The 16,883-nt window shown below is 63.9% G+C and carries 17 protein-coding genes; 9 read left to right on the forward strand and 8 right to left on the reverse strand.

The genetic code is table 11. The features are described 5' to 3' along the window. Window positions 1–3 precede the first annotated feature (3 nt). Window positions 4–597: a DedA family protein gene (locus ACUY3D_RS10365; RefSeq protein WP_154761934.1), complete on the forward strand. Its 594-nt coding sequence runs from the start codon at window positions 4–6 to the stop codon at window positions 595–597. Here the strand turns inward: ACUY3D_RS10365 and ACUY3D_RS10370 are convergent. Next, window positions 594–797: a cold-shock protein gene (locus ACUY3D_RS10370; protein WP_070516379.1), complete on the reverse strand. Its 204-nt coding sequence runs from the start codon at window positions 795–797 to the stop codon at window positions 594–596. The genes ACUY3D_RS10365 and ACUY3D_RS10370 overlap by 4 nt on opposite strands. A gap of 91 nt (window positions 798–888) precedes the next feature. On the opposite strand from ACUY3D_RS10370, the gene sftH reads away from it, so the two are divergent. Next, complete coding sequence (gene sftH / locus ACUY3D_RS10375; RefSeq protein WP_448241071.1) at window positions 889–3,261, forward strand: DNA 3'-5' helicase SftH; 2,373 nt, start codon at window positions 889–891, stop codon at window positions 3,259–3,261. Here the strand turns inward: sftH and ACUY3D_RS10380 are convergent. The 6 genes from ACUY3D_RS10380 to ssd form a co-directional block, all read right to left on the reverse strand. Continuing rightward, window positions 3,258–3,602: an Rv3654c family TadE-like protein gene (locus ACUY3D_RS10380; RefSeq protein ID WP_448241073.1), complete on the reverse strand. Its 345-nt coding sequence runs from the start codon at window positions 3,600–3,602 to the stop codon at window positions 3,258–3,260. The two genes, sftH and ACUY3D_RS10380, sit on opposite strands and share 4 nt — an antisense overlap. Further along, entirely contained in the window at window positions 3,599–3,922 is a 324-nt protein-coding gene (locus ACUY3D_RS10385) for a hypothetical protein (RefSeq protein ID WP_070524107.1), read from the reverse strand. Before ACUY3D_RS10385 ends, ACUY3D_RS10380 begins: the two co-directional genes overlap by 4 nt. Continuing rightward, window positions 3,922–4,110: a DUF4244 domain-containing protein gene (locus tag ACUY3D_RS10390; RefSeq protein ID WP_070524105.1), complete on the reverse strand. Its 189-nt coding sequence runs from the start codon at window positions 4,108–4,110 to the stop codon at window positions 3,922–3,924. Before ACUY3D_RS10390 ends, ACUY3D_RS10385 begins: the two co-directional genes overlap by 1 nt. Before the next feature lie 69 nt (window positions 4,111–4,179). Beyond that, complete coding sequence (locus ACUY3D_RS10395) at window positions 4,180–5,313, reverse strand: type II secretion system F family protein (RefSeq protein ID WP_448241074.1); 1,134 nt, start codon at window positions 5,311–5,313, stop codon at window positions 4,180–4,182. 47 nt (window positions 5,314–5,360) lie between these two features. Continuing rightward, a complete protein-coding gene (locus ACUY3D_RS10400; protein ID WP_448241075.1) occupies window positions 5,361–6,497 on the reverse strand; it encodes a TadA family conjugal transfer-associated ATPase in 1,137 nt (378 codons plus the stop codon). Beyond that, window positions 6,494–7,510, reverse strand: a complete 1,017-nt coding sequence (ssd, locus tag ACUY3D_RS10405) for a septum site-determining protein Ssd (protein ID WP_339017147.1) — start codon at window positions 7,508–7,510, stop codon at window positions 6,494–6,496. Before ssd ends, ACUY3D_RS10400 begins: the two co-directional genes overlap by 4 nt. A 453-nt stretch (window positions 7,511–7,963) precedes the next feature. Between ssd and ACUY3D_RS10410 the strand changes: the two genes are divergently transcribed. Next, window positions 7,964–8,779, forward strand: coding sequence for an HAD family hydrolase (locus tag ACUY3D_RS10410; RefSeq protein ID WP_448241077.1), 816 nt, complete (start codon window positions 7,964–7,966; stop codon window positions 8,777–8,779). On the opposite strand, the gene ACUY3D_RS10415 is transcribed toward ACUY3D_RS10410, so the two are convergent. Continuing rightward, a complete protein-coding gene (locus ACUY3D_RS10415; protein WP_101736682.1) occupies window positions 8,776–9,465 on the reverse strand; it encodes a type III PLP-dependent enzyme domain-containing protein in 690 nt (229 codons plus the stop codon). The two genes, ACUY3D_RS10410 and ACUY3D_RS10415, sit on opposite strands and share 4 nt — an antisense overlap. Window positions 9,466–9,569: 104 nt before the next feature. Here ACUY3D_RS10415 and ACUY3D_RS10420 point away from each other — a divergent pair, with 104 nt between their 5' ends. The 6 genes from ACUY3D_RS10420 (at window position 9,570) to ACUY3D_RS10445 (ending at window position 16,667) form a co-directional block, all read left to right on the forward strand. Further along, entirely contained in the window at window positions 9,570–10,064 is a 495-nt protein-coding gene (locus ACUY3D_RS10420) for a phage holin family protein (protein ID WP_070531763.1), read from the forward strand. 89 nt (window positions 10,065–10,153) lie between these two features. Then, window positions 10,154–11,056, forward strand: coding sequence for an alpha/beta fold hydrolase (locus ACUY3D_RS10425; protein WP_448241079.1), 903 nt, complete (start codon window positions 10,154–10,156; stop codon window positions 11,054–11,056). Between the two features lie 222 nt (window positions 11,057–11,278). Further along, window positions 11,279–12,874, forward strand: a complete 1,596-nt coding sequence (locus ACUY3D_RS10430) for a peptide ABC transporter substrate-binding protein (protein WP_448241081.1) — start codon at window positions 11,279–11,281, stop codon at window positions 12,872–12,874. Window positions 12,875–13,076: 202 nt separating this feature from the next. Beyond that, a complete protein-coding gene (locus ACUY3D_RS10435; RefSeq protein WP_070524085.1) occupies window positions 13,077–14,003 on the forward strand; it encodes an ABC transporter permease in 927 nt (308 codons plus the stop codon). Continuing rightward, window positions 13,996–14,955, forward strand: coding sequence for an ABC transporter permease (locus tag ACUY3D_RS10440; RefSeq protein ID WP_448241083.1), 960 nt, complete (start codon window positions 13,996–13,998; stop codon window positions 14,953–14,955). Before ACUY3D_RS10435 ends, ACUY3D_RS10440 begins: the two co-directional genes overlap by 8 nt. Then, complete coding sequence (locus ACUY3D_RS10445) at window positions 14,955–16,667, forward strand: ABC transporter ATP-binding protein (protein ID WP_448241085.1); 1,713 nt, start codon at window positions 14,955–14,957, stop codon at window positions 16,665–16,667. Before ACUY3D_RS10440 ends, ACUY3D_RS10445 begins: the two co-directional genes overlap by 1 nt. The last annotated feature ends 216 nt before the right edge of the window (window positions 16,668–16,883 follow it).

Consider the following 16,883-nt stretch of genomic DNA (forward strand, 5'->3'; position numbering starts at 1 on the left):
ATCATGGCCACACAGTGGATTTATCCGCTGGTGGGTTCACTGATTTTCCTCGACTGCTTCTTCCCCGTTTTGCCTTCGGAGGTTCCCCTCAACATGGTGGGCGCCTGGTCTGGCTCCCAAGGTTTTCCCCATCTTCCCACCATGTTTTTCGTCGCCATGGTTGCCGCAATTTTGGGGGATAACTTGTGCTTCCTCCTGGGAACGCGGCTCATCGCCCTTATTAATAGAGCCCAAAAGGGAACGAAGGCTTATGACGCCTTAACGTGGGTCAAGCGTAATATTCGGCGCAGCGGCGGCGCGGCCATCATCATCGCGCGCTTCATCCCCTCGGCCCGCCTGTTTATGACGATTCTGCTGGGCTCCATGCGCTACCCCTGGCCGTTGTTTTTCTTCTTCGACACCTTCGGTGTTCTGTTGTGGGTGGCGCAGGCGCTAGCCATTGGCTACCTCGGCGGCGTGGCCTTCTCCGGCTCACCCGCGATAGCCATGCTCATTTCCATCATCGCCGCCGTCATCATCGGCTTCGGCCTGCAAAAGGGGCAGAATAAGCTGCTGGAATGGTGGGATACCCGGCGCGGCTACGCCGAATCCCCCTAAACCACCTCGACGTTGGTGGCCTGCTGACCTTTAGTGTCTTCCCCAATCTCAAAGGAGACGCGCTGGTTATCTTCGAGGGTACGGAAGCCGGTTCCTTGGATTTCGGTGTAGTGCACGAAGATGTCGCCGGAGCCGTCCTCCTGCTCAATGAAGCCGTAGCCTTTTTCGGCGTTGAAGAACTTGACGGTACCGTATGCCATGATGAGTTGTCCTTTGCGGAAATAAAGTAGTGCAAACTAGTGCACTAGTGTGCCACGTTTGGGCACCTACAGCAGATTAGTGGAGGCAAGCGTGAGTGAGAACCCTCTGGGTGAGGAGCTCGTCGAGCACCTTGTTGAGCGTTTCCCCGAGTCCGAGCTAACGCACTCCACCACCCTGTCCGCCCAGCCCGCGCGCTATGCCGAGTGGCCCGAGTGGGTCCTGCCGGAGTTGCGGGCGGCGTTGGAGGAACAAGGCGTCGCCAAGCTCTATGCCCACCAAGTCGCCGTGGCACAAGCCGCGTGGGAGGGGCGTGATGTGGTGGTCTCCACCGGCACGAGTTCCGGAAAGTCCCTGGGTTACCGTTTGCCCATTCTGTCCCGTCTGGCGCAGGACCCGACCGCGTGCGCGCTCTACATCACGCCGACGAAGGCGCTGGGTTCGGACCAGCTGCGCACGGTGCTCGAGCTCACGCAGGGCATCGCTGCGCTTCACGACGTCCACCCCGCCCCCTATGACGGTGATACCCCCACCGAAGCCCGTGCCGGTATCCGCGATCAGGCGCGGTTTATCTTCTCCAACCCAGACATGATTCATTCTTCTCTGCTGGGCGCACACCAGCGGTGGGCGCGGGTGCTGCGGCACTTGAAGTTCATCGTGATTGATGAGGCGCACGCCTACCGCGGGGTTTTCGGGGCGAACGTGGCGCTCGTGGTGCGGCGTTTGCTGCGGCTGTGCGCACACTACGGTTCGCGGCCGGTGGTGATTGCGGCTTCGGCGACCATGCGGGATCCCGCCCGGCATGCCGCACGGCTGACGGGGCGCGAGTTTCTCCCTGTAACCGAGGATGGCGCGCCGACGGGCGCGCGGACGGTCGCGCTGTGGGAACCGGGCTTCATGGAAGGCATCGAAGGGCAGAACGGCGCCCCCGTGCGCCGCGCCGCCACAACGGAGGCGGCCTGGATGATGGCCGCGCTCGTGGCGCAGGGCGCTCGAACGTTGACCTTTGTGCGCTCGCGGCGCGCGGCAGAGACCACCGCGCTGCGGGCAGCAGAAGAGCTCTCCGGGAGGCTGGGCCGGCCGGATTTCGCGCGCCGGATTGCCGCCTACCGCGCGGGGTATTTGGCCGAAGACCGTCGCGCGCTGGAACAGGCGCTGGACGATGGCTCCTTGCTCGGCGTGGCCACCACCTCAGCTTTGGAGCTAGGCATCGACGTCGGCGGCCTCGATGCCGTGGTCACCGCCGGGTTCCCAGGTACCGTCGCTAGTTTTTGGCAGCAGGCCGGACGCGCGGGCCGCCGCGGCCAGGGCTCACTGGTGGTGCTGGTGGCCCGCGATGAACCGATGGACACCTACCTGGTTCACCACCCGGAAGCGCTCTTGGGCCGGCCGGTGGAGGCCAGCGTGTTCAACCCCGCCAACCCCTACATCCTGGGCGGGCACGTGTACTGCGCGGCGGTGGAGAAGCCGCTAAGCGACGCCGACGTGGCCGCCTTCCGCGCCGAATCCGTGGTCCACGACCTAGCCCAGCGGGGCTTGCTGCGCCGGCGCCCGCAGGGCTGGTTCGCCGCTCCCCTGCCGGCTGGCTCAAGCGAGCTCACCCCGGAGACCGCGCACACGGCAGTCTCGCTGCGCGGCGGTTCGGGCGAGGAGGTCATGATTGTGGATTCCTCCGATGGCCGCCTGCTGGGCACCATAGATTCAGCCCGCGCGGTAAGCCAGGTGCATCCCGGCGCGGTGTATCTGCACCGTGGCGAGAGCTTCGTCATCGAGGAACTTCACCTCGGCGGAGGCGATGGTTCGGCGTCCGCCGAACCGGGCGTGGCCCTCGCCGTGCCAAAGGCCCCGGACTACACCACGCAGCCGAAGTCCACGACGGATATCCGCATCCTGAGCGAGGCCGATGACCTGGTGAACTACGCCCCCGGCCTGTGGGTGGCCAGCCTGGAGGTTGAGGTGACCGATAAGGTCACCGGCTACCAGGTGCGGCTTCCCGATGGCTCCGTGGGCGAGGATATCCCCCTTGACCTGCCGGAGCAGCGCCTGGTGACCCGGGCGGTGGCCTATACCATCGATCCGCTGGCACTCGCAGCGATGGGAGTCACCGCCGGGCGCACCCCGGGCACCCTCCATGCAGCAGAGCACGCCGCCATTGGGTTGCTGCCGCTCATTGCCACCTGCGACCGCTGGGATATCGGCGGTGTGTCCACCGCCCAGCACGCCGATACGGGCTTGCCCACGGTCTTCGTCTACGACGGCCACCCCGGCGGTGCCGGCTTCGCCGAGGAAGGTTTCCGGCGCTTCCCTGAGTGGATCAAAGCCACCTTTGAGGCCGTGCGCTCCTGCCCCTGCGAGTCCGGCTGCCCGTCGTGCGTGCAATCCCCCAAGTGTGGCAACGGCAACAACCCTTTGGACAAGGCAGGCGCCATAGCTCTCCTCGGCGCGCTGGTTACCATGACCTCTTAGACCGGACCAGCGCGGGCGATGGCGCTGCGCCCGCGCAGCCGGGCAGTAACCTCAACGTCGCGCCCATCGATGACGCAGGAGCCGAGTTCCGCGCCGTTGAGCGCGGCAATCTCTGTGGCCTTCGTGCAAGCGTCCCTGCCCTTGGCCACCTCCCACGCACCGGCCACGGCGGCGAGGTCCGCCGCCACCTGTGCTTCGTGCCGCGCTACAACGAGTGAAGCAACCGCCGCAACCGCCAGCAACAGAGAAGCCACCGCGGCGATGATCCCGGCGGTAACGACGGTGGCATAGCCCTCCTCCCCCGCCAGGATCCGCGACCAGCTGCGCCGATGACGCCTCATGGCTGCGCCCCGTTGTTCCCACCGGCTGCCATCTCCGCGGGAAACACCGCCTGCGCGCGCATGGTCCCCAGCGGTGCCGGCACGGCGGCCTCAGCGGTCATAAGCCCGGAGCCTTCGCTCACGTTCACCGTCACTCCATCGCGCTGAAAGTCCACGCCGATGGCGGCGGAGCGGGCTGCAGCGCCCGCGGCGTCAACGGCAGCGAGGTGGGCCGACAACGTGGCGATGCCACCCACGATTCCCGCGGCAACGATGACGAGTGCGGACAGCGACAATGCCGCCTCGATGGTGACGGAGCCGGCGTCATCAAGCGCGCGCATTAGCCTGGGGTGTTGGACAGGGCGTCGGTGATGATGGACGTGATAGCGCTGGTAACTTCGCCACCATTGACCACGGCATAGAGCACCGCGGCAAGCGCTGCGGCCGCGAGCGAACCCATGGCATATTCTATCGTGGACATACCATCATCATTCGCTAATAGTAACTGGTAGTTTACTTTTTTCTGCATGATTTACCTAGCTTTCTTTTACTGTGTTTGTGTCGGTTGTGCGTTCTGAAAATGGTTGATTGTTCTGACTTAAAAGAGTTGCTGGCCCAAGCTGATAAGGACAGGTATCAACCCAAGGACCAGGAAGGCGGGAAGGAAGCACACTGCCAGCGGTGCTGCGATGAACACACCAGCGCGCTCCGCCCGCGCGGTAGCTTGTGCCGAGGCTTCGGCACGCAGCTGCGCCACCAACCGGTGGCACCCCGTAGCCATGGCCGCGCCCGATTCGCCAGACAGCTGCGTAAGCCGCACCAGTTCTTCCAAATGCGGCTGACTGGCCAGCGCAGACCACGCGGTACTCATGGGAACCCCCACCCCGATGAGAGCGGCCGCCTCCGACCACTGCGGTGAGGCTTCAGCGACGGCTAGCACAGCACTGCGCGTGGAGAGACCGGCCTCTAGGCACGCGGCGAAGAGCTCCAGGTCGCTGGCAGCATCGAGCGGACTATAGTCCACTTCGGGACCATCGCGCGGCGTCTTTCGCAGAATGAGGCGCGACCAGGCGAATCCGGCGCAGACGAGGGCCACGCCGACGTCGAGAAGCACGCCCCCAAGGCCACCACCGAGCAAGAACCCCAGGGAATCCGCGCCCATCGCCCCACCCATAAGGATGCCCGCCAGCGGCAGGCACGCCAGGATGACCGCGGTGGCCTGTGGCCCTTGCAAGGAGGCCGCGGTCTCACCGGCATGGCGGCGCGCGGTATCCAGCTGGCTTTGAGCCTGCTCGATGAGGTTCGCCAACGCCACGCCATGGCGCCCCGAGAGCGTCAGCAGCGCTGCATAGCGGGCCACCTCTGGCGCCGTGAGAGCAACCGCAGGCGAACCTCCTTGCGCCGCGAGACCCGCCGCCGTACTCAACGCGGCGCGGAGATTCTCCGGGGTGGAGTCTGGAAGGGCGTCGGCGCCCCGGCGAAGCGCTCCCGCCGTTGTCGATCCCGCCCGCAGCTCGGCGGCAACAGAACCGAAGTAGGAGGCGAGCGCCTCCGAGCCACGGCGCTCACGCCGGGACGCCGCCAGGTCATTGGCAAACCACAGCGCACAGGCCACAATGCAGCCCACCGCCACCACAACAGTGGGCCTGCCGAAGAAGACACAGCACCCGACCCCGAGGAAGAGCGCCCCGGGTGCCAGCGAGCGAGGCTTCGGAGACTCCAGTCGCGTCACCGAAGCAGGCTGCGAAATCAAACACGCCGCCGCAAGGAATAGCCACATCATGGTTCCACCCCCAGCCGCGAACACAGCTGCGCAAACCCGGGAAGGGGGCCGTCTTCGGCCGTCCACACCAACTGCGGTGTAACCGGGTTTCCCTCCAGCACGCCGAGGTGCGCTAGCCGACGCCCCTCCGGCGTGCGCTCCATCCCGAGGACCACGTGCACGGCGGCCGCCAGCTGCGAATGCAGCGCTACGCGGTCGAGTCCGCCGAGAGCGGCGAGGGCCTCCATGCGGGCGGGCACTTCATCAACAGAGTTTGCGTGCACGGTGCCCGCACCACCATCGTGCCCGGTGTTGAGCGCGGCAAGCAGTTCCACGACCTCCGCGCCGCGGATTTCGCCGACGACGATGCGGTCCGGGCGCATGCGTAGCGCTTGGCGGAGAAGGAGCGACATGGAGATCTCGCCGCGCCCTTCCGCGTTGGCCCGGCGCGATACCAGGGTCACCACATGCGGGTGATTCGGGGAAAGCTCCGGAGTGTCCTCGATGATGAGCAAGCGCTCGGTGGCGGGCACGCACCCCAGCAAGGCGGCGAGCAACGTCGTCTTGCCGGAGCCGGTTCCACCAGTGACTAGGAAGGATGCCCGCCGCTCAACCACGGCGCGCAGGACGTGCTCCAGGCTGGAATCAATGCTGCCATTAGCTATCAGTTCCTCCAGGCTGGTTTGCGCTTGGCGCAGCACGCGGAGGCTGATACAGGTTCCACTTGCCGAAGGAGGAGCAAGCAACGCGTGGAGGCGAATTCTCGTGCCATCGGGGCGGGTCAGGCACCCATCGGCAAAAGGTTGCGCATCATCCAACCGCACGCCCGCCACCGCAGCCAGCCGGGTGGCCAGCTGGCGCACCTCGGCGTCGTCGGCGAAGCCAATATCGCGTGGCTGCAGGCCCTGCCCGCAATCAACGAAACAGGCATCAGGGCCGTTGACAACAACATCGGTCAACCCCGGCAGTGACAGGACCGGCTCCAGCAGTCCCAAGCCCACGGAATCGTGGCGCAAGCGTTGCAGGAGGTCGAGCACGTCGACATCGCTGATGACTCCGGCTTCCTGGCGAATGCGCCGCGCCAAAGCCGAGGCGTCATGGGCCAGCTGTGGCTCGGAGGCCACGATGGTGCGCATCGTATCAATCAGGTTCATGCCACGACCTCCCACATCTGGCGCGCGACGCGAGCTAGAGCTCGGGGCAACTGGCGCGGCAGCCCACTAGTTTCCACCGTGCGGGTTAGACCACGGATGGTGGGCAACTCAGCGATGGGATCCGCGTGAGTCACCGTGGCAATATCGCTGGCATCCAGGCCCGCCCACTGGCGGTTGCGCACGACGACGGAGCACTCCTGTGGCCGGGCACGAAGCTCTGCCACTAGTTGCGCGCAGGCGGCGGCCGCCCGCACCTCTGCGGCAGTCAGCACCACCACGTGATCCGCCGCATCGGGGATATCCCACGGCGGGCAATCCACCACCACTGTTCCTGGGTATAAACACGCAGCTTGCATGATGGCCGCGCGCCGGGCAGCACTCATCTGCACAACCTCTGCGCTGGCGGACCTCGCAGCGGAAAGAACCGCGATGCCATCCGGGGTGGTAGGCAGAGCACGGACGAGGTCTGCTGCATCAACCGAACCGGTCCCCGCGGCAAGATCCGGCCACCGCGCGCCGGGCTTGTTCTCAATTCCGGTGAGCAAATCGAGACCACCGGAATAGGGGCTCGCATCAACGAGGAGATCCGCGCCTGCCTCGCGGGCCAGCGCCACCGCCACGGTCGAAGCACCCAAACCTCCGGCGGAACCAGTCACCGCCAGGGTTAAGCCGGTGGACACGGTGGTCTCCGGAGTGGCGTCTGCTGCTAGTGCACCCAGGAGCTCTTTCGATTGGGCGGGCACGATGAAGGCGGCAGTCGCGCGGCAGCACAGCGCGGCCTCATAGTCGATGGGCCCCGGATCCAGCGCCAAGAAATACACCCTCGGATGCCCCGCCACGAGACGAGCCGTCAGCGAATCAGCCAAGACGGCATCCGCCTTGGGCAAGTGCCGGGAGAAGTCCCGCGGGTCCTCCACAGTGCTCACTTCCGCAGTACTGGCGGCTGCCGCGGAGGCCGCCTCTGCTCGCAGCGTGGAATCCCCAACGGCGATAACTAGGTGAAACGTGCTCATGCCTGAAGCATGCGCGAGCGCACCAACCGCGCGCTAGAGCTTCCTAGTCACCTGTGGATAACTTCGCCATTATGGCGTCTTCCACCCCTGTTTTGCTGACGCTTAAACAAAATTACCGGGGCTCACGTACCAAAACTCACAGGAAACCATGCTTCCACGATCCTCAAAATCCGCCGGAGTACGGATGCAGGCGGAATAGAAAAAGGTGATGGCCCGCGCCTCGGGGGGGGTGTGCGCGGGCCATCGGTAACCCGGCATCGGGGGGTGCGCCGGGGCAGGCCGCACTATATATCGGGGCCTTGCACCTGACATTATGACATGCGAAAGAAGAGATGACAACAGCGAACGACAAGATTCCTTGAGATTTCGGACAATCTCTTTGCGTACTCCCGATTCTGCCTGCTAAGGGGCTACGATGAGCAGGGTAACTCGCACACAAACGGCAGGCCCTCGATGACCGGTACCCCTTTCCCCTCTCACGGCACCACTCGCGCAGCCGCATTCTTCGACTTGGACAAGACGATTATTGCCACATCCTCGGCATATGCCTTCGGCCGCGAATTCATGCACAACGGTCTCATCACCCATGCCGAAGCGCTCCAGCTGTCTTTAGCCAAGGCCAGTTATATGCTCGCCGGCCACAGTAGCGAGCATATGGACACCACCCGCGATCAGCTCGCCGCCATGGCCGCCGGCTGGTCCGTCCAGGAGGTCCACGACATCGCGGTGGAGACCATGCACACAGTGGTCACCCCTGCCATTTATGCGGAGGCACGCGCGCTTATCGACGCCCACCGCGCCGCCGGCCACGAGGTGGTGATCATCTCGGCGTCGGCAAGCGTGCTGGTCGAGCCCATCGCACAGGAACTGGGCATCGAGCACGTCGTGGCCACCGAGCTCGCCGAGAAGGACGGCCGGTTCACCGGGGAGATCCTGTTTTATTGCAAAGGTGCCGCAAAAGCTGAGGCACTGGCGCGCATTGCTCAGGAGCTCAACGTCGACCCCGACGCATCCTTTGCCTACTCCGATTCCGCCACAGACATCCCGATGCTGGAGCAGGTTGGCCACCCCGTGGCCGTGAACCCAGACCGCCTGTTGAAGAAGTACGCCATCACCCACGACTGGAAAATTCGCACGTTTAAACACCCCGTTCCGCTCTTCACCGCACCCAGCGCACGCGAATTCGGTATCGGCTCGGCGGTCGTGGCCGGCATCGCAGCCTTAGTCGTCGGCGGGATTTTATTTGCACGGCAGCAGCTGCGCGATTAGGCCGCTTGCGCGATGCCGTCGGCTTCGCGGGCGCCGGCCTCCCAGGCGTCGAAAAGCAGCGTGATAAGTGCGGCCGGATCCTTGTCGTAGGTGTCCAGTGCCGCGCGGTAGTCCGCGCGATGACGGTTGAGGTAGGTCTCAGGCACGGCGAATCCCCGCGGATCGAAGCCCGTATGGATAGCGGCAGTGCGAGCGGCGACGAGCGCCACGGCGGTGCTGCGCGCACCGAACAGCGAGCGCGCAGCAATCTCCGCGTGCAGCACCACCGGCAATAAACGATCGAAATCCACGCCGGCTCCGCGCGTGATGAGCTGTGCCAGCACCTGCGCCACCGCTGGGTTCTGATCGGGATGACCCACGCCGCCCGCCGCAACATCAATGCTGGCCAAGACCTGCAGCGGGGCCCGCGCGAAGGTGCGCACCGTAGCCGCCTGTTTTTCGGGAGCAAGGAGGGAATAAGCGCTGACTGCGGGCGGGATACCGTCAGCCTCAAGCGGCGCGCCGTCGATCGCCGCGGCCGCCCGCGCACCGCGCAACAGCGACTCGGAAGAAATAACGTCAAACTTGCGCAAGCCCGCGGGGCGGCGGTGCACGCGCGCAATCGCTGCGGCGGCAGAACCGGCTTTATCCTCCACCCCAGATAGGGCCATCAGCGGGGTCAGCGGGTCAGAATGCGGCATACCCATTACAATAACGCCGTACCCACTTTGCGGGCCGCACCACATGAACTCTGGAAAGTTCATTACTATGGCCGATATAGATTGCGACAAAACAGTAGGAGTTTTTAACCGTGAGCAACGACGGACTATTCACTGACGGGTCCAACAAGTTCGCCCCGAAGGTAGACGGCATTCCCTTGAGCGATGCAGATACCTCCCGCCGCGGCGAAGCATCCATCGGCCAGCTCGTATCCAACGCCACCGAGCAGATGTCCCAACTGGTTCGCTCCGAGGTCGAGTTGGCTAAGACCGAGCTCGCCGCTTCCGCAAAGAAGGGTGGCATCGGCGCGGGCATGTTCGGCGTTGCCGGTACCGTGGCGCTGTATAGCTCCTTCTTCTTTTTCTTCTTCCTGGCGGAGCTGCTGTCCAAGTGGCTCGACCGCTGGGCAGCCTTCCTGATTGTCTTCCTGCTCATGGTGGTCATCGCCGCCGTCGTGGCCTTTATCGGTTTCAAGCAGGTCAAGCAGGTCAAGGCCCCGGAGAAGACCATCGAGTCCACGAAGGAACTCAAGAAGCTGGTTCCGGGTAAGGCTGAAAAGTCCATCGAGCGTGGCCTCTACACCTAAACCTTTAAGGTCCTTTTAACTCTCCCGCCCCGAGCACATGCGTTCGGGGCGGATTTCGTCTGTGCACCCTTCCCATGAAAGGCCCGCCTATGAATCCCCTACCGCCCTCCGTAGTGGAGCTTGACGGCCCCTTTGAGCACGAGTTCTTGCACACGCGCGGCATCCGCCTCCACGCGGCCACCGCCGGCAACCCGGATGACCCGCTGGTGCTGTTGCTCCATGGTTCTTTCGGCGGGTGGTTCGACTTCCGGAATGTCATTGCCCCGCTTGCCACCGCAGGCTTCCACGTCGCCGCCCTCGACATGCGCGGTTTTGGTATGTCCGATAAACCGCCGCTCGAGCCCGGCCAAGATATCCGCGTGGCGGTTGGTGATGTCAGCGGCGCCATTCGCGCACTGGGTCACGACGACGCCTACCTTGTCGGCGCGGATACCGGCGGTGCGGTGGCGTGGGCGCTGGCCACCGAACGGCCCGAGCGTGTGCGCGGGCTGGTCTCCGTATCGGCGGCGCACCCGGCAGATTTGCGCCGCGCCATTGCCGCGCGCCCCTGGGACTTCGGGTGGGTCCTCCTCCGTGCGGCCTTGTGCCGACTGGGAAGGATCGGCGCCCCGAGCCTCCTGCTGCGGGAGTCCGCCTACCTCCGGGAAATGGATCTCGACGCCCTCGGTTCCTTCAGCGGCGCCGAGCGGGAGGAGACCCTGCGTCTGCGCGTCACTTCTTCACGCATTGGAAACGTCCGCCGCGGAATCATCTGGAACCACCGGCTACGCACTGCCGTGGTTCCGCTGAGCTGGCTCGAACTCACCGTACAGTGCCCGACCTTGTTCATCCATGCTGATCAGATGCTCTGGCGGCCAGTTGCGCGGCGGGCGGCGCGCCGCTGTCGTGGGGGTTTCACCGCCACCACTATCCCCGGTTCCAAGAACCTGCCCTATCTCGAGAACCCACATAGTTTTACTCAGACCATCATTCACTGGCTGCGAGATAGGTAACATTCACTAGCCTCCGTGCCCCACCCCTCTCAGGGGGATGGGGGCTTTTTTAATTCGTTGACAAAACCGCAGGTTAACAGAGAATACCTACCTATCTATAGCTTTTATCACAGGACATATTTTTCAATTCCTTGTATATGAGACGCGCCACGCGGTAGCTTCATATCAAACCAACACCACAGGTTTTCTACATCTTTCGCACCACGGAGGTCTAAGACCCACATGACGCTCAAGAAGACGCTCGCTGCTCTCTCTGTCGCTACCCTGCCGCTCACCCTCGCGGCCTGTGGTGGCGACAACTCCGGTTCAGACTCTGCTTCCGGCTCCGGCGATGGCATCGTCACCGTCAACGGCTCCGAGCCGCAGAACCCGCTGATCCCGGCCAACACCAACGAGACCGGCGGTGGACGCATCGTCGATTCCATCTACGCTGGCCTGGTCTACTACGACGGCGACGGCGAAGCCCAGAACGAGCTGGCTGAATCCATCGAGCCAAATGAGGACAACACCGAGTTCACCGTCAAGCTCAAGGAGTCGAAGTTCTCCGACGGCTCCCCGGTCACCGCCAAGAACTTCGTAGACGCCTGGAACTACGCCGTGGCCAACGACCAGCTCAACGCTTCCTTCTTTGCCAACATCAAGGGCTTCGAGGAAGGCGTGAAGGAGATGGAGGGCCTCAAGGTCGTCGACGACCATACCTTCACCATCGCCCTGAACAGCCCTGAGCAGGACTTCCCGGCGCAGCTGGGCTACTCCGCGTTCTACCCGCTGCACGAGTCCGCACTGGAGGACATGGATGCCTTCGGCCAGAACCCGATTGGTAACGGCCCGTACAAGCTGACCGAGTGGAACCACAACCAGGACGCCACCGTCGTCCCGAATGAGGAGTACAAGGGCGGCCAGACCCCGCAGAACGACGGCATCAAGTTCGTCTTCTACGCCGGTCAGGACGCAGCCTACGCCGACTTGCTGGCAGGCAACCTGGACGTCCTCGACGCCGTCCCGGACTCCGCTTTCGACGTCTACGAGGCCGACCTCGGTGACCGTGCCGTGAACCAGCCAACCGCCGTGTTCCAGTCCTTCACCTTGGGTGAGAACCTCGAGCACTACTCCGGCGAGGAAGGCGTGCTGCGTCGCCAAGCCATCTCCCACGCCATCAACCGCGAGGAGATCACGGACACCATCTTCAAGGGCACCCGCACCCCGGCCAAGGACTTCACCTCCCCGGTTATGCCGGGCTACTCCGAGGACATCAAGGGCAACGAGGTCCTGAAGTATGACCCGGAGAAGGCCAAGAAGCTGTGGGCCGAGGCTGACAAGATCAACAAGTGGGATAACCCGACCCTGGAGATTGCCTACAACTCCGACGGCGGCCACAAGAGCTGGGTGGACGCGACCACCAACTCCATCAAGAACACCCTCGGCATCGAGGCGGTCGGCGCGCCGTACCCGGACTTCAAGTCCCTGCGTGATGAAATTACCAACCGCACCATCAAGTCCGCCTTCCGCACCGGCTGGCAGGCAGACTACCCGAGCCAGGCCAACTTCCTCACCCCGCTGTACAAGACCGACGGTTCTTCTAACGACGGCGACTACAGCAACCCGGAGTTTGACAAGCTTCTCGACGAAGCCCTGACCTCCTCCTCCGAGGAAGAGGCCAACAAGAAGTACACCGAGGCCCAGGAAGTCCTGTTCAAGGATCTGCCGGCCATCCCGCTGTGGTACTCCAACGCCACCGGCGGCTACTCCGAGAACGTCGACAACGTCGTGTTCTCCTGGAAGTCCCAGCCGGTGTACTACAACATCACCAAGAAGTAACGCCACTTCCGCTACTTCCCACGACCCCCGCAGCCACCGTGGAGCGGGGGTCGCCCCACGTTTTCACTCATAAGTGTGATTCGAAACGCGCTATAGATTTCTCGCAGACTTGGATCACACACTAAAATTCTTATGAGCTACGTAGGCGCCTGCTAAGAAGGCGTCGACAAGCACCTGCCCACAACGAGTAAAGGACCACACTATGCTGCGCTATATCGGGCGCCGAGTGCTCCAGATGATCCCGGTGTTCTTCGGAGCCACCCTACTCATCTATGCGCTCGTCTTCTTGATGCCCGGCGACCCCGTCGAAGCCCTTGGCGGTGACCGCGGCCTTACCGAGGCTGCCCGCGCCCGCATCGAGGCGGAATACAACCTAGACAAGCCGTTCATCATTCAGTATCTGCTCTACATCAAGGGCATCTTCATGCTGGACTTCGGCACGACCTTCTCCGGCGTCCCCGTAACCCAAGTGATGGCCAACGCCTTCCCGGTCACGGTGAAGCTCACCGTCATGGCCATCATCTTTGAATCCGTCTTCGGCATCCTCTTCGGCGTCCTCGCCGGCATGCGCCGCGGTGGCTTCTTCGATTCCACCGTGTTGGTCATCTCCCTGCTCGTCATCGCAGTGCCGTCCTTCGTCATCGGCTTCGTCTTCCAGTACCTCGTGGGCATCAAGTGGGGTGTCCTGCCGGTCACCGTCGGAGCGAACGCCACCGTGAAGTCCCTCCTCATGCCGGCCATGGTGCTCGGCGCGCTCTCCCTGGCCTACGTCATTCGCCTGACCCGCCAGTCCGTGGCTGAGAACCTGCGCGCCGACTACGTGCGCACCGCTCGCGCGAAGGGCCTGTCCAACGGCGCGGTGACCCTCCGCCACGTGCTGCGCAACTCGCTGATTCCCGTGGCCACCTTCATCGGTGCTGATATCGGCGCGCTCATGACCGGCGCCATCGTGACCGAAGGCATCTTCGGTATCAACGGCGTCGGCGGCACGATGTACCAGGCCATCCTGCGCGGTGAGCCAACCACGATTGTCTCCTTCACCACGGTGCTGGTGATCATCTACATCATCGCCAACCTGCTCGTTGACCTCCTGTACGCCGTACTTGATCCGAGGATCCGCTATGCCTAATTTCGAGAAAAACACCCCCTACCCGGGCCAAGAGCACTTCGTCTCGGAAACCGATGAAACGGGCCTCGGCGCCGTCGACGCCGTCAAGGACGAGTCCGCCCCGTCCTCCCAGTGGGGCGAGGCCTGGCGCTACCTGCGCCGCCGCCCGCTGTTCTGGATCGCGGCCGTGATGATCCTCGTGGCCATCCTCTTAGCCATCGCACCGGGTCTTTTCACTAGCACCGACCCGCGCCTGTGCGAGCTGTCCAAGTCCCTCGACCCCGCCGAGGCGGGCCACCCCTTCGGCTTCAACCGCCAGGGCTGCGACATTTACGCCCGCGTGATCTACGGTGCGCGCGCGTCGGTTGCCGTCGGCGTCTTGACCACCATCCTCGTCGTGGTGCTGGGCTCCTTGATCGGCGCCATCGCCGGCTTCTTCGGCGGCTGGATTGACTCCGTCCTTTCCCGCATTACCGACATCTTCTTCGCCATCCCGCTGGTGCTCGCCGCCATCGTGGTCATGCAGATGTTCAAGGAGCACCGCACCATCGTCACGGTGGTCTTGGTGCTCGGCCTCTTCGGCTGGGTCTCCATCGCCCGCATCACGCGCGGCGCGGTGGTCTCCATCAAGAACGAGGAGTTCGTCCAGTCCGCCCGCTCCATCGGCGCGTCGAGCTGGCGCATCCTGTTCAGCCACATCCTGCCGAACGCCGCCGCGCCCATCATCTCCTATGCCACCGTGGGCTTGGGCACCTACATCGTCGCGGAGGCCACGTTGTCCTTCCTGGGCATCGGCTTGCCCTCGACGTTCGTGTCCTGGGGCGGCGATATCTCTGACGCGCAGGCTTCACTGCGCGTTGCTCCGGCAGTCCTGTTCTACCCGGCAGGTGCTTTGGGCCTGACCGTGTTGAGCTTCATCATGATGGGTGACGTCGTCCGCGATGCACTCGATCCGAAGGCGAGGAAGCGCTAATGACTAACTCTCCACTTCTTGAAATGAAGGACGTCCACATCTCCTTCACCACCTCCACCGGTGTGGTCGAGGCAGTGCGTGGCGTCAACATGTCCATCTACCCGGGCCAGTCCGTGGCCATCGTGGGCGAGTCCGGATCCGGTAAGTCCACCACGGCGATGTCCATCCTGGGCCTGCTGCCGGGCACCGGCAAGGTCACCGGCGGCCAGATCCTCTTCGAGGGCGAGGACATCACCCACTACGACAACAAGCAATTCGAGTCGCTGCGCGGTGACAAGATTGGCTTGGTCCCGCAGGATCCGATGTCCAACCTCAACCCGGTGTGGCGCATCGGCACCCAGGTCGAGGAATCTCTCAAGGCCAATCACGTGGTGGAGGGCTCCGAGCGCCACCAGCGCGTCGTCGAGCTTTTGGAGGAGGCCGGGCTTCCCGACGCCGAACGCCGCGCCAAGCAGTACCCCCACGAGTTCTCCGGCGGTATGCGCCAGCGCGCGCTCATCGCGATCGGCCTGGCTGCACGCCCGAAGCTGCTCATCGCCGACGAGCCCACCTCAGCCCTCGACGTGACGGTGCAGAAAACCATCCTGGATCACCTGGAGCACCTCACCGAAGAGCTGGGTAACGCGGTGCTCTTCATTACCCACGACCTGGGCCTGGCCGCCGAGCGCGCGGAGCACCTCGTCGTTATGCACCGCGGCCGCATTGTGGAATCGGGCCCCTCGCGCGAGATCCTGCGCTCCCCGCAGCACCCGTACACGCGCCGGCTTGTCGACGCCGCCCCCTCCCTCGCCTCCTCCCGCATCCGCGCGGCCAAGGAGGCCGGGGTGGAGGCCAAGGAGCTTAAGACCGGCGTGGCCAACGGTGCCGTCGTCAAGCAGGGCACCGCAACTGAGGACTCTGCTTCCGCGCAGGCTCCGGTGATTTCTGTCCGCAACCTCACCAAGGAATTCGATATCCGCGGCCAGCGCGGTGGAAAGAAGCTGCTCAAGGCTGTCGACGACGTCTCCTTCGACATCCGCCGCGGCACCACCCTGGCACTGGTGGGCGAGTCCGGTTCCGGTAAGTCCACGGTGGCCAACATGGTGCTGGGCCTTTTGGAGCCGACCTCCGGCACCATCGAGTTCGAAGGCCGCGATACCTCGACGCTGTCGAAGAAGGAGCTGTTTAAACTCCGCCGCAAGATGCAGGTGGTTTTCCAGAACCCCTACGGTTCGCTGGACCCGATGTACTCGATTTACAAGTGCATCGAGGAACCTATGGCCCTGCACAAGGTGGGCTCGCGCAAGGAGCGTGAGGCCCGCGTTGCCGAGCTTCTCGACATGGTCTCCATGCCCCGTTCCGCCATGCGCCGCTACCCCAACGAGCTCTCCGGCGGCCAGCGCCAGCGTATCGCTATTGCCCGTGCGCTGGCGCTGCGCCCGGAGGTCATCGTCCTCGATGAGGCTGTCTCCGCCCTGGACGTGTTGGTGCAGAACCAGATCATCCAGCTGCTCGCGGAGCTGCAATCGGAGCTCAGCCTGTCCTACCTCTTCATTACCCACGACCTCGCGGTGGTCCGCCAGACTGCCGACGACGTCGTGGTCATGAAGAAGGGCCAGGCCGTCGAGCAGGGCACCGCCGACGACATCTTCGACAACGCCCAGCAGGAATACACCCGCAACCTCATCAACTCGGTTCCGGGCATGCACCTGGAAATCGGCACCGGCCACTAACCTACAACGCCGCCTAACCCGTCAGCCTTCATCCGGCTGGCGGGTTTCGCCTTTAAGGGGGGCTCGCTCTTTAAGGGCTAAGCGTCCCGTTGCTCCTACTGCGTCTGACGGCAGTCGAATCGCGACCAGGATCCCCGATTTCCCCGCGCACCATGCTGCGGTTTGCAGGGATCACCGATGTGCCCGTCAACCATCTTTGGGTTGGCGGGATCGGTA

This window comes from Corynebacterium guaraldiae (assembly GCF_053480195.1).